The organism is Corynebacterium crudilactis (genome assembly GCF_001643015.1).
GTDB lineage: Bacteria > Actinomycetota > Actinomycetes > Mycobacteriales > Mycobacteriaceae > Corynebacterium > Corynebacterium crudilactis.
In genome coordinates this window covers 407,046-420,968 of the sequence record NZ_CP015622.1, presented here as the reverse complement: position 1 = coordinate 420,968, position 13,923 = coordinate 407,046, and the positions used below count along the sequence as shown (strand labels likewise).

Annotated in this window: 12 protein-coding genes; 1 reads left to right on the top strand and 11 read right to left on the bottom strand. The window is 44.2% G+C overall.

All coding sequences use genetic code 11. The features are described 5' to 3' along the window. Positions 1 to 68: 68 nt before the first annotated feature. From ccrud_RS01965 to ccrud_RS01940, 6 genes are all read right to left on the bottom strand, one after another. Positions 69 to 560, bottom strand: coding sequence for a hypothetical protein (locus ccrud_RS01965; protein WP_066564107.1), 492 nt, complete (start codon positions 558 to 560; stop codon positions 69 to 71). Between the two features lie 357 nt (positions 561 to 917). After that, positions 918 to 1,484, bottom strand: coding sequence for a hypothetical protein (locus ccrud_RS01960; RefSeq protein WP_066564103.1), 567 nt, complete (start codon positions 1,482 to 1,484; stop codon positions 918 to 920). Positions 1,485 to 1,525: 41 nt separating this feature from the next. Beyond that, a complete protein-coding gene (gene ybaK, locus ccrud_RS01955; RefSeq protein ID WP_074025371.1) occupies positions 1,526 to 2,047 on the bottom strand; it encodes a Cys-tRNA(Pro) deacylase in 522 nt (173 codons plus the stop codon). Between the two features lie 40 nt (positions 2,048 to 2,087). Beyond that, a complete protein-coding gene (locus ccrud_RS01950) occupies positions 2,088 to 3,011 on the bottom strand; it encodes a UTP--glucose-1-phosphate uridylyltransferase (RefSeq protein ID WP_066564098.1) in 924 nt (307 codons plus the stop codon). 146 nt (positions 3,012 to 3,157) lie between these two features. Continuing rightward, complete coding sequence (gene lpdA, locus ccrud_RS01945) at positions 3,158 to 4,567, bottom strand: dihydrolipoyl dehydrogenase (RefSeq protein WP_066564095.1); 1,410 nt, start codon at positions 4,565 to 4,567, stop codon at positions 3,158 to 3,160. 909 nt (positions 4,568 to 5,476) lie between these two features. Next, entirely contained in the window at positions 5,477 to 6,238 is a 762-nt protein-coding gene (locus ccrud_RS01940; RefSeq protein WP_082868776.1) for an acyltransferase family protein, read from the bottom strand. A 182-nt stretch (positions 6,239 to 6,420) separates the two neighbouring features. On the opposite strand from ccrud_RS01940, the gene ccrud_RS01935 reads away from it, so the two are divergent. Further along, a complete protein-coding gene (locus ccrud_RS01935) occupies positions 6,421 to 7,605 on the top strand; it encodes an IS1249 family transposase (RefSeq protein WP_066564087.1) in 1,185 nt (394 codons plus the stop codon). Here the strand turns inward: ccrud_RS01935 and ccrud_RS01930 are convergent. The 5 genes from ccrud_RS01930 to ccrud_RS01910 all read right to left on the bottom strand — a co-directional run bounded on the left by ccrud_RS01930 (position 7,602) and on the right by ccrud_RS01910 (position 13,729). Then, entirely contained in the window at positions 7,602 to 7,913 is a 312-nt protein-coding gene (locus ccrud_RS01930; RefSeq protein ID WP_157776004.1) for an acyltransferase family protein, read from the bottom strand. The two genes, ccrud_RS01935 and ccrud_RS01930, sit on opposite strands and share 4 nt — an antisense overlap. A gap of 437 nt (positions 7,914 to 8,350) precedes the next feature. Next, entirely contained in the window at positions 8,351 to 9,592 is a 1,242-nt protein-coding gene (locus ccrud_RS01925) for a lipopolysaccharide biosynthesis protein (protein ID WP_066564081.1), read from the bottom strand. Positions 9,593 to 9,671: 79 nt separating this feature from the next. Next, positions 9,672 to 10,898 carry a polysaccharide pyruvyl transferase family protein gene (locus tag ccrud_RS01920; RefSeq protein WP_066564079.1) on the bottom strand — a complete coding sequence of 409 codons (1,227 nt, stop codon included), beginning with the start codon at positions 10,896 to 10,898 and terminating at the stop codon, positions 9,672 to 9,674. Positions 10,899 to 10,984: 86 nt separating this feature from the next. Then, complete coding sequence (locus tag ccrud_RS01915) at positions 10,985 to 12,439, bottom strand: coenzyme F420 hydrogenase/dehydrogenase beta subunit N-terminal domain-containing protein (RefSeq protein ID WP_066564077.1); 1,455 nt, start codon at positions 12,437 to 12,439, stop codon at positions 10,985 to 10,987. A 246-nt stretch (positions 12,440 to 12,685) separates the two neighbouring features. Then, positions 12,686 to 13,729 carry a glycosyltransferase gene (locus ccrud_RS01910; protein ID WP_066564074.1) on the bottom strand — a complete coding sequence of 348 codons (1,044 nt, stop codon included), beginning with the start codon at positions 13,727 to 13,729 and terminating at the stop codon, positions 12,686 to 12,688. Positions 13,730 to 13,923: the final 194 nt, after the last annotated feature.

Genomic DNA, 13,923 nt, shown 5'->3' with positions numbered 1-13,923 from the left:
CCTGCGGGGGTGGGTTTTATCTTTTCTGATGGTTGCTCCGCTGGTACTTGACTGTGCCGGTGGAGTTTCTACAATCGGAACTCGTCCAGATACGAAGGATTTTCCTTCAAGAATTTAATGGCAGCTAGCCATGAAAGACCCGTACTGACTGAAATACTCGCTGGCCCAACTCCAACTTCGTGGGAGCTTATATGGGACGAAGCAACCTCAACTAGCTTGTCCCGAAGTCGATTAATTTCCGCGGCTTCTTCAAAATCATCTTCTCGATTCACCGCTTCCAAAAGAAAGCTCAACGGAATTCGCATTCTGCTTTTTGTATAAATCATTTCATCAATTTGAATTGGCTTCTGGCATATCTCCTCCCAACTTTGTACAGACTTAGCCAAACCCGTGAATTCACGGTTTAGCACCACGCGATAGCCAACGAAAATACGATGTAACGACATGCGATTTTTGGGGCACTGCATGAACAGACGCTGTAGTTTCTTCTTCCAACTCTCGTAACATGCCTCGAAACAACAAACTTTGAAGGGATGCTTTTCTAGTTTCACAATTTGCATGCGAACGCACTTCTTGGAGAACATCAGACCAATCTAAAGAGCCTGACCCGCTAGGAGCAATTGCACTGGGATGTATAGCATTCCTCTCACTCTGCACTACAAAAATCAACCAGCCATCTTTAGTGATTACCAAACAAGAAACACCAACAGTATTAGCCAATCTCGATTCATCGAGACTCAACAGTCGCCTCTCAAAATCCACTGTATGCTGCAATGGGATCCTGAATCCGCCTTCTGGGATCGAAATATCACGACTGTAATGCCACAAATGATTACTTGACAACAAGTCAAAGTACATCGCTTTTTAAAACCAGAACTCTCCGTGCGGATTAGCTATTAGGTCACTCGGATCCACCATCAACCTAGCGCGTGCCCCATTGAACAAATAGGCTGACCGCGAACGCCACCCTGCGCCTTACGTCCTGCTTGTGCTATCACCGGTGCTGCTATTTCTGCTAGATCCGGGGGCAAAAGATACTTTTTCTTATGTACGCTAACACCTATAAATTCAGAAGATTCCCACAAGATTTTGTTTATAGAGTCATCAAACCAAACCTTTTCAAACGTGTATTCTTCCCTTTCGCATCCTTGCTGTAAAGCCACAAGATTTAGTATCTCTGGATTCCCATTTGTGGGCTCTCCGGTGCTCGGCTTTCGAGGAACACTTGAAAAAGGAAAGCTGTTTTTGTCTTTATCATTGGCTATAAGGTCAATAGCTCGAACAAAGCGGATAACTTCAAAAGTGTCGTGAATCAGTACTAAGAATGTTAGACCAGAAATAAAGTAGCCAAGAACAGGAAAAGTATCTTTAGTAACGAAAATCAAGAACAAAGCAATTAAATACTTCCACTTGTCTTTCAACAGGGGTAAATATTTTTCCTTTGTTCGAATTAATGTAACTAGTCTTTTGAATTGGCTTTTCATTGATCCATTCTTTCTCAATAGCCATTTTGTCTACGCTCGCGCTAAGAATGATCTGCAATATCTGCATAAACCCCATCAGTAGCGAGCAAAACATCATCTGGGGCAATAATCAGCGACCAACCACGGCGGCCCGCACTGATATAAATACGATCTTGAAGAATCGCCGATTCATCTAAAAACACGGGGTGCTTACTCTTCTGCCCAATTGGTGAAATTCCACCAGGGACATACCCGGTAACAACCTGAGCTCGACTACGATCCATCATGTTGGCATGCTTTCCTTTGCCAGCCTTAGCCAATTGCTTTAAATTCAACGTGCTGTTGGCCGGAACAATAGCAACTACATGCTCCCCATCAATGTCGGCCATCAACGTTTTAAACACCACTTCGGGTTCCACACCCATTACTTCCGAAGCATCCAACGCGAACCCTTTTGCTGACTTCGGATCCACATCATGGACATCTAGCTCAAAAGGAATCTGCTTTTCCGTAAGCAGGGTGAGCGCGGGGGTAGCACTTGAAGTATCAACTTTCTTAGCCATGAGATAGGATTTTACCCGCATGAGAAAACCGCCTCTTACAATGTAAGGGGCGGTTTCCTAATTATTCTTCAAACTCTGCGAGTATTTCCTTAACTGCGCGGTGAATTCTAGAACCGTACTCTGCGTGACGAAGTCCGAAGTACACAACAGCCGGAATATATCCCGCTGGGTTTCCTAGATCATGGCGCTTACCTTCATGAACCACAATGTGGACTGGGTGACCTTCTTCAATCAACAAAGCGATGGCATCTGTTAATTGCAGTTCTCCACCAGCACCAGGCTCAATACGGCGAAGAGCATCAAAAATAGCACGATCAAGCAGATAACGACCAGTAGCCGCAAACCTTGACGGAGCCTCTTCAGGAGAAGGCTTTTCAACCATTCCTACTACACGTCGGATGCCTTCATTTTCAGATTCCGCATCGATTTCCCCAAGCTCAAAAACTCCGTAACTAGAGACTTCATCCTCAGCCACCTCAATTGCAGCTAGAACAGATCCACCAAACTTAGCGCGAACTTCCGCCATTCTTTCAGTAACACCAAAAGGCAGTACCAAATCATCTGGCAACATGACAGCGACAACGTCTTCGTCTTCATCAAGCACACACTCTGCTAGGCCCACTGCATGTCCAAGACCGAGTGGCTTTTCTTGAACCACAGGCACCGTGGCAATCAATTCTCGAGCTGCTCGGACTTTGTTCAATTGATCAGTCTTACCGCGAGCTTCAAGAGTTGCCTCGAGCTCAGGGAACTCCTCAAAGTGTTTAAGAATTCCGTCTTTGTTTGGCGCAGTAATAATTGCTAATCGAGTTGCACCAAGATCAGCTGCTTCTTTAGCAACGAGCTCAATACCTGGGGTGTCAACTACAGGAAGAAGCTCCTTAGGAATTGTCTTTGTTGCAGGAAGGAACCGTGTTCCCATTCCTGCAGCTGGTACCACGACAGTTTTTACAGCATTTTGATGCTGAGCTATTGGCAAACTCATTTCTTAGACGATACCGAATTTTAGAAATAATTCTCTTTGATACTCGAGAAGTTTATGTGAGTATGAGCACTAACCAGCACTTGGTTTGGATTGAAAATCAGCATTGGCCCTGTTTCCATATGGAAACAGGGCCAATTAGGTGGATATTAGAAGTTGATCATGTGTCCGGAAATGCCGTGTGCAGCTTCCTTAACTGCCTCGGATAGCGTTGGGTGGATATGAACGCTGCGAGAAATCTCTTCAGTGGTGAGGTCCCAGTTCTGAGCAAGAACCAATTCATTAATGAGCTCTGAAGCGTTTGCACCAACTAAGTGTGCCCCGAGCAGTTCACCGAATTCAGCATCGGCAACGATCTTTGCGAAACCATCAGTTTCGGCCAGACCAACTGCTTTACCGTTGGCAGAGAATGGGAAGGAAGCAACCTTGATCTCACGATCTGGCCACTTCTCCTTGGCCTGCTCTTCGGTGTAACCGAAGGAAGAAACCTGTGGGTTACAGAATGTGGCGCGTGGCATCATCATGTAATCACCGAGAGTCTGAGTTTCTGCACCGGCAATGGTCTCTGCGGCAACAATGCCCTGTGCTTCTGCAACGTGAGCAAGCTGAAGCTTCGCGGTCACGTCACCGATGGCGTAAATGCCATCGACGTTGGTACGCATGTAATCATCAATTTCGATTGCACCTCGCTCGGTGAGCTTAACGCCGGTGTTCTCCAGACCAAAGCCTTCAACGCGTGGGCGGAAACCAACGGAAACCATGACGCGATCAACAGTGAGGGTCTCTGTCTTGTCAGAGCCCTTCTTCTGGTAATCAACCTCGACAGAGTCACCGTTATCACGAACTGCGGTAGTTGCATGGCCAGGAAGAAGCTTAACGCCCATCTTCTTGTAAGCCTTTGCAATCACCTTGGAGACTTCTGCGTCTTCGTTTGGAAGTACGCGATCCATGAATTCGATGACAGTTACGTCTACGCCATAGTTGCCAAGAACGTAGGCGAATTCCATGCCGATCGCGCCTGCGCCAACGATGACCATCTTCTTTGGAGCAACAGGGTTAAGAATCTGCTCTTCGTAAGAAACCACGTTCTCAGAGAATTCAACCCCACGCAGAGTGTTGACAACCGAGCCGGTTGCGATGATGCAGTCATCAAAAGTGATGGTCTTGCCAGCATCTTTGCCATCGGTCACTTCGAGAGTTTTTGCATCCTTGAAGTTTCCAAAACCATCAATTTCAGTGATCTTGTTCTTCTTCATCAGGTAGTGAACTCCACCGACGATCTTGTCGGAAACACCACGGGAACGCTTATGAGCATCCTCGTAATTAAAAGTCACTTCACCGTTAATGCCGAAGGTCTTCTTCTCATGGGTAAAGGTATGGGCAACCTCAGCGTTTTTGATCAGAGACTTAGAAGGGATGCAGCCAACGTTAAGGCAGACACCACCCCAATACTGCTTTTCAATAACAGCAACCTTCTTGCCAAGCTGGGCTGCGCGGATGGCGGAGACATAGCCACCGGGGCCAGCTCCGAGTACTACTACGTCATAATGTTCAGTCACGCATTCAAGGATACGTGGTTACATCGAAGCTGTCGTCTATCTGGGTATACGAACAGTCCTTGTACACCAAATAGGGGGAAATAAATCCCGCGATCTTCGAAGAACAAATGTTCGCGGGATTCACGAAGGAATTATCTCTTAGAAAAGACCAATACTGTGAGATAGATTGCTTGAGGCGGAAGACCCTGCGTGTAACCCGTATCCAAGAATTGTGTTAATAAAGAAGATGATTGGTTCTAAGAACTGCATTGTAAAACTCCTAAAAAATATAGTGATTCCGACTAATAGTTTCTATATAGCCGATTTTGTCGCTAGCCTTAATACATATTATGCATCAAAACCTAGATAGTCACTTGTCCAATCGTTCAATGTCTTGCAAACATTAGCAACCGATTGAAACGAGTTCCTACTCTATCGAAAAACGGCGCTTACGACGTGTACACACTGCTGTAATCCGACTGGGCCCGACCGTTGGAAGCTCGATTCCCATCGCAACGATTTCTTCAAATGGAGCACATATCCCTGTAAGGTTTTAATTGCATGCACTTGTGATACTAGAAAGTTTCACAAATTCAGATTGCGGGGTAAAGAGCCGTCCTCGGGTAGCCTCGACTTCGCTTTTCATCACCCAGATCCGGTTAATCAGCCGTTGGCGCGGAAAGACTCAAGTTTTCGTGGGTTCCACAATTCTTCAAGACCTCGCACAAGATTGTGTGGGGCAGGTTCCCACAAGCTGTTGGGGCAAAAATAATTCTCTATTTTTAACCAATGCTTAGCAGTACCTTTGCTTTTAGTTAAAGTTTAGGATTTTTAGCACACCGATTAGTCTCCGTCTACCGCCCGCCACAAATTCATTTTGGGTGTTTTCAACAATCTTGGAAAGAGAGACAGAATTTTTGTCAGTTACAGTCATTTGTTAGCAGATTGAAGAGTTTGTACACCTTCTCCTCTCCACGGGGCAGTGAATATTCCCGGAATCGCTCTGAGTGGTTTCTCAAGAAGGAGGGAAATGATTACAACCGCGATCGTTGTGATGAGAGGAACCATGAACTGGATTAAGGCGGAGTTTTCGGGCCAGGCTGGACTAATTCCATAAATAACTCCAATTAGTGGGCAGTGAAGTAGATAGATAGGAAGAGTCTTTTTTCCTATCCATGCGAGCCCCACCCAGGGCGCGCATTTATTAAATAGGGTAATACCAACTACTCCCATTGTGACGCCCGCAATGGAAACAGGAATTCGCATAGGGGATAAAAACACTCCGCCTTGCAGGAGCATAATGCCAGAAAGTCCAGCCCAGACTGCACCAGTGGATATTAACCACCATAAATTGGAGTTGTCCGCGATATAAGTAATCAAATTTCTTCCGTATGCACCAATCTGGAACATAATGAAGTAGGTGAAAAGATTATCCCAACCTGGATTAATTGAGGCGAAGCCTGTGGCTATCGGTAGAGAAATGATGGCACCACATGCGAACTGCATCCAAATTGGGAAGAAATACAGTATCTTCATTAGCGTGAAATATATTGCTAAAGCAATGATAAACCAGGGGCCTTCATTTGGATTTGTAAATGATTGAAAAATATTAGAACTACTAGTTAGCCTTTCCCAAGGGGCAAACTTTTCAACAAGGATCCAAATGGCAGTCCAAAGAGTAAAAAGGTAGATGAAAGGTAACGTTCGATTTTTGGGCTATGTGACAAAAGTGGTGTCTAGATCCGGCAGCCTCCGCAGCTCTCAATAGCTAAATCAATACTCTGCAAGGTCAAAAAGCTTGCACAGACGAGTTTTTCGGTCAATCCCGGAATTTCTACCGCACATGTGCTAACAGGTGCGGTTTTGTATTTCTCATGTCCGAAATACGACCACAATGCCCACTATGCGCTGGGGAAATGAAGAAAAATGGGAAAAGAAACGCACGCACCCGATGGCGCTGTAAAAACGCCACCTGCGGAGTCTCCGAACAAACCTACCGACCAGATATCACTGCCAAACACCACTTCACCTACTTCCACAACCACGTCACTGGCATCTACCCAATCACCGAATGCGCCAGGCTGATGAAAGTATCCACCCGCACCGTATACCGATACTTCGAGCCACTGTGGCTTATCGAAATACCCAACAACCCCGATAGACACCGCATCCACGACCAAATCTTTATCGACGGCACCTACACCGCAGCCGGATGTCTACTCATAGCCTCAACCTCCGACCACGTCTTGTGCTGGCACTGGTGCAAACACGAAACCACCCACGCCTACACACAGCTACTCTCTAAACTCGCAGCACCCTTATGCGTGGTACTCGACGGTGGACAAGGTGCTCAAGCCGCCATCAAAAAGCTCTGGCCTAACACCTTGATCCAACGCTGCCTCATCCATGCCCAACGAGTTGTTCGCCGCTATGTCACCTCCCGGCCACGCACCGAAGCCGGACGCGAAATCTATAATCTCGCCTTAGAACTAACAAGCAGAGAAACCGTGCAACAAGCCCGAAAATGGGCCGTCGACCTCCACAAATATGGAATCAAACACCACGATTTCCTCAACGAGAAAACCCCCTTGCCCCCAGAAATAGACCGCACCGGCAAACGCTATGAATTCACCCACCGCAGAGTCCGCAGCGCCTATAACTCGCTGACTAACCTGCACAAAAAGGGACACCTATTTATCTACCTCACCCCACCAAAACAAGCGATAGACAAAAAATCTTGGGCATCAAATACCAACAGACTAGAAGGCGGCATCAACTCGCAACTGAAATTCATCGCTCGCTGCCACCGCGGACGCGGCGGGGAACGGCAAAGAAAAATGCTCGAATGGTGGCTCTACAACAAAACACCACTGCCTGACGACCCACACAAGATCGCCAGACAGCAGAACTGGGGAAAAGACCAACTCGCCAAAGTCCACGTCTTAACCCACACCGAGAACCACACCAACCACGAAACCGGAAGGCCAGCCCTCTACGACAATGCTATCCCAACCGAATACAACCACTCAGTAGGAATCAGAAAAGGAACCATCCGCTAAACACCCCACCCCGACACGCCGCCAGACACCACTTTTGGCATATAGGCCCGATTTTTTATCCACCAAAACCAGGGTTTTTCTACCCTACGCAAGAAGAAAAACCCTGACAACATGAAAAACAACGGCATTCTGAAGGATCTAAATGCCGACATAATATCATCGGGAATACTTCCATACCAATGATATGGCATGGCAAAGTTCGTCGCATGTCCCGCAACTACGAGTAAGATGGTTGCGCCTTTAATTGCGTCAACCCAATCGAGGCGATTAGCGATATTTAATGAAGACGTTTTTGAAGTGGTGTGCACGGCAACTGAGTATATCTGATCAGGCACTGTTGAGAACACAAGCTTTACTCTTCTGAGAAATATTCAAGTGCCTTTACACAGGATATCTCACTCTTCACGTAGAAGGCCTTTTCCTTTTCAGCTGCCGGCAGGATTTACTCGGCTTCAGATACCGCCACAAATGGGGGTTGATTCTTATGTGTTGGGGATGGATGTATAATTAGTGATCAAGTTGCGCAGAGTCGCTCGCTTAACTCCGAGATCGTTAGCCATCTGCCGGAGATGAGACCCCCAACGAAGTTCTCATACAAGGCGACGGCGTCGCTTATCAACTCCTCGAAGTAGGTTCTGTTTGACGTGATCAGTAGGTTTTCTTACCATCCCGAATTGTTGGAAATTTAGGCGTCTATAAAAAGAGGTCAGATCTATCTTCCGCGTGAAAAGAAAAAGCCAAAGCACTAATTCAATATAGAAGACGAAGTGTTACCTCTCCTAAATTTACTAAAAAACAGAATACTCCAAAGCACTATAAATCTACAAACAGAACCCACCGCCGACATACCAATACCCACCATCAGTAAGTCAACAGACATTTCCATGAAGATGAGGCCCGAAACTAACGAAACTATGCACGCTACTATAAATGCTGCGGTTACTGCATAGTATTTATTCATGACACTCAAAGCCACAGACTGAACTAGAGACAAAATAATGCAAACCGAGGCTATCGAATAAATCGACAATTCAAAATACGTCAATGCAAATTCAGATCCATAAACCGTCTCAAATAAAGGGCCACCAAAAGCAATAAAAATGAGAGAGACAGATCCACAGCTAACAAAGAGAAATAATGTAATTTTTTGCACAAAATTATATAATGAACTGATCCCCCCCTGTTTGAACCGATGTTTCAAAGGTGAGATAAGAATCTTTGAAAGACTCGCTCCAACAAGATTTGCTGCAGTCAATACATAAGCTGTACCAGTGAATACACCGACTATTTTCAAGTCGTTGCTCAAACTCATTACAAAAACTGGTAAATATAGCAACAGAGTGGATAACAGTTCAGCGACCGTAACAGGGAAACTAGCTTGAACAATTTTACGTTTTCCATTAAGGAGCGTTTCTGGAATATAGGCATTCTTTAATGCAATATGCCGTGCAACCACTGCTACCACCAGAGAGGATCCTGTAGCACCGATAATTGCAAAGATAAATGACCCAGTTGTTATCGCAATCAGTGTAGAACAAACAATTGAAAAAATAGCATTAACAATGGATATCCACCCAACTACCTTTAGCCGGTTTGCGTATTGAATTCTTGCAACATTCAAATCTTGTAAAGAATCTACAATTTTAAAGCTTAATATTGCCAAGCCTAAATAAAACATTTCTTGTGGGGAAGAAAACAAGAATAGAAGCAAAGCAATTGTCGCAGAAACCAAGCCGAAGAATCTTAACTCCAAATAGTTTTTCCACGGATAAGCTTGCCTGAGAGTTAAAAAGACCGTCCGAAGACCCAACTGTGCAGCCACGAATATAGGAGTTGCGATTGCTAGAATCATTCCATAGGTACCGAGAGTCTCAGGCCCCCCAATTCGCTGTGCCAACCAGACTAAATACCACTTAGCAATAGCACTTGCTATGCTTCCCGCAGTCAATAGCATTCCTGCTTGACCAACGTTTCTAACTTGCTTCATTATCTAGATCTCCTGATGTCCGAATTGTCATTTACCAAGAGAAATAGACAAGTGCGGCGTCAACAAAGTCAGTAACCTTCTAGGTAGTGCTTCGAGTGGAATTGCTTAAATTCGCTTTCAAATAAGAAAACGCTCGGGCTCGTTCTGCATCCAACACCAATTTTGTTCTATTCCAATCTGGTCCTGAAAGGTCTAGCGAATCTATTGATTCTCCTACCTTCATTAGTCGATTTTCAAGACCAAATACGTATAATAAAGTGTCAAATCGAGCTAGACCTCGTGCCGGGTTTCCGATTGTAACAAAGGGCTTCTGGAACAAAATCGCAAATACGGTTCCATGAAAAGAATCAGTAACGATAAAATCCGCTTCAATAAATTTCTTTAGCCATTCTTCAACTGAACGAACTACAAATTTGTTCGGATCTTTCATCCATTCTTTTCCCCCCTCTGGGCGAACAGTAAGAATCTCATCAAATGAAAGATTCATTCTGTTAGCCAACTCAGTCACCGTGGCTCGTTTATCATCAGATTCATCCAGAATATACGAAACTAGGCCACCTCCATCATGAGACGACACTTCGATTCCAGAATCTTTAAGAAGATCTAAATACACGGTGGCATCTAACAGAAGCGTCGGATCAATATGAAATTGAGCTTCAACATCCCATTCATTGCGACATATCTGTATCCCACTTTTCTCACGGACTGATACTGCATCGAAATGACTAGCTAATTCCTTTGCTCTTGACTTCAGTCGTGAAGAATATCTAATTAGAGAGTCAGCCCCAAACGATGCTGCATATGAAATTTTTAAAAGACGAAGATTCTTCGCATAGTCTAATAACTGTGTAGGTATATGAGCATAACCGCCTCTCCAGACTTGGTCACTACCGACCACAATAGCTTTGCACTGCTCTAAGTATCGCACTCTTTGCTTTTTTGACATTTCAAAAAGATCAACAGTGTCAATATGCCGAGAAACGAAGGTGAGTGTTTTTCGATAAACTGATCTGGTTTGCTCATCACTGAGCGGGAATACTCCAGGATCCTTTTTTAAAAGTTTCTTTAATTGAAACCTTACTCTGCTAGCCAAAAATCTCGCCTTATTATTCTGGAGGCTAGAGTTTATGGTCTGTACTTCAAACCCCATCGTTTTTAGGACTTGTTGTAGCGCAAATGCTTGGAGCATTCCACCGTAGTTTTTCCCTAATGGATAGAGGGTTGAAATAAGTACCTTTTCACATGTGCTATAAACCGCACTATCTGACTCTCCAGAATGAATATTTAAAGACAATTTTCCTGCCATCCCCTACTTCTCTATCAGCTACCACAACTTAAGCGAAACAACTCATTGCTACTCTGGTTCATTTAGATATCGATAGAACTTTTCAATTACGCTTTCTTTTGCCACTTCTGCCATTTGTGAGACAGCTTTGACCCAAGCTTCCTAATTACCCAGAATGGACCATTCGCCCAGGATCGTTTAAGTCGCATTTTTCTGTATAGTCGCGAATAAGCTTCAACTTCAGGAACCATGATTTTTTCGAATTGACTCCAATTCCCAGAGAACACAGCCTCCTTATACGCCCGACTAGATAATTCTTGTATTCTGGCTCGGCTATCCTGGACTTTCCGTTTATGAGTGGTAATTTCTTCGATATCTGCGGTGACTCTTTTTCTAGGGCGCCACAGTCCATTCTCATCATACTTAGAAATCCGATAAGGAAGCTCATTCCGAGTATGATTGATCAGACCTTTTTGCGAGTCTAAAACCGTTTGCTCGCTGATTTGATCTAAATTCACTTGGCCGTTGAACACCCCCTCTTCAATAATCCGCTGGATGTCTGGATTCCTCACTATTAGAACGTTATTCCCGCCGCTATCATGAACATATTCCGGTAACCATGCATCACCCAATGAGACATCCGCAGTCTCATTTAATGCATCATCAGTGAAATCTGAAAATTTGGTCTTAAACATTCCGTGACCCCAGTTCGATACAAAAATATCATCCTGGAACCTCGATACCGTTCTTTCAACACCATTCACCAATCCAGTTAATTCTGTACTGTAAGAACTCGCTGGCAATCCCGGTACTTTCTTTCTAAAATCAATATCAGTAAGGTGCCCCGGCGCAATTCCAAATTGCCATCCAATACTTTCCGCATATTTGGTGCTTTTTTGATGTCCACAGATCAGGCCAAACATATACTTAATTTTTTTATTTACTTCAGGGTCAACTCTGCAAAGAAGTCTTAGCTCAAACAAAATACTCGGAATCCCTACGAAAGCAAAGCGTCCCTGGCGAGACTTCACTTCTGTTATCACTTTAGAAAACTCAGCTGGATAATAACGAGATTTCGAACTTGCAAGGATCTCCTCTACACTGTTCGAAATTCCATACTCGAATAATAATTCACTACCTTGTCCAGTTTTCTTGACATGCACGACTCCATCAATAAGGTCTTTCTCAAAGAGTTCTTTCAAAATCCAAGTCGTGAGGCCACCAGAACTAGCATTTTTTCGAAAATCCCCTTCAACCACATGCCCCGCGTACAGTCCACTGTAGTATCCAATAACTTCTCGATACTTTATTCCTGCAACTGCTCCGAAAAGCTCCGATGCAACGTCATCCTCATTGACGCTACTCGTCATTGCTGACACTTCTCTCAGCATAGGGTCCTCAAATGCAGACTCACTAAGCGCAGTTGATTCAAACTCCCCGTATTCATTCAAGCACATCTGAATATTCGAATTAAGCACGGCAAAAGCTCCGCTTCTCACATCGAATCCACTGCTGATGACACTTTCATAAAAAGAAAGTTTGTTGATTCTGTTCTTTTTCATCTTTTCTCCTAATAACTAACCAAGGTAAATGGTCATTAATAGCTTCTAAAGTACTTTTCTCTTTAGATGCTCCACACTAAATTCAAAATTTAAAGCAAAACCTAAAATGGCCCAGGATGCAATGTCTGGGATTTTGAAATCTCTTAATATTACACTGGCTTTCAAAGTGCCTACATTAAAACAGCGCATCAGCTTAAAAATAATTACTTATTTAAGTTGCAAGTGGCGTTCTAAAGGAATTTCCACTTATTTTCTAGTTTCCTCAACACCAACAGATACAATTCTTAAGATTTCCTCTGCTACTGAATCTGGGGTTAGATCTTCCGGGTTCACAGTTAGATTATTTGCAAATTGTATCGATGCGTCCCGAATTATTAGTTTTGCAAGATACTCAACATCATATTCAGTAACAGTGTTAACTAACGGCAGACTTCTCGTTCCTTTAACGTCAAATGCATAAATAGGACGGTCAATTGCAAGTGCTTCTAGACCAATTCGAGGGAGCCCCTCCCACTCCGAAGTCATCAACAGCGCATGAGACTCACTCAAGAATCTGTGAACTTCCTTAGTGTAACCTTCTAATGAAATTTGATTTTCCAATTTTTGGTCTTTAATCATTTTCTTAGCTTCTTCAAAGAACTCCCCCCGACCACACATTGTTAAATGAACAGGCGCTCCCATTTCAACCATTTGACGCACGACATCGATGGCCAAAAAGGGACGCTTCCTCTTAGAAAATTCTCCTGCCCACACTAACTTCACTGCACCATCAACTGGAAGCCTCTCTGCTCTTGGGAATTTATCTATTGGCACTCCAACGCCACTTGCGATTCGTAACGCAGGAACACCTGGAGCTTTCTCCCTGAACCATGCTTCATCATCGTGATTAATTGTGATCACTGCAGCGGTGTTACGGAGTGACAGATACTCCAACCCTTTCCAGACTGCACTGGCTTTCTCATTTCCAGAATTCCAATGTAAGCCATGGCAAAAATAGATCACTGGGACCGGCATCTTTACAACTCGAGAAAGGAAAGAAACAGTCGCGGTATTGGTGATTATTACATCCAGATTGTTCATTTTAGCCCATTTGGAAAGCTGAAATGGAGCTCCTAGATTTTTCGGCGAAGGGTTCCTAGTCACGGCGTTCAAGATCGTATGCCGCTCAAACCTAAAAGAATCTGAAGCTGCGGTAAATACCTGGTGCCCCATAGATTCCCAATGCTCAATAATTGGAGGAAAAAACGCGTTCAGGGTTGCTCCAACGCTTGTAATAAGACCGATCCTCATAAAATTCCTTTACGGTTTGAATTCGACTCAAATTTCGAACATTTCCATTGCCCCAGTGCAATCTACCCTTAAGCTTAAGACATCTGGGGGGGAGATCACTCTTTGAGTATCGAGATTTTCTCCAATTGCTTGATAGCGTCCCATTGAGTTATTAACTAGAGAATTGTTAGGTAGAGATACATTCAGAATTACAT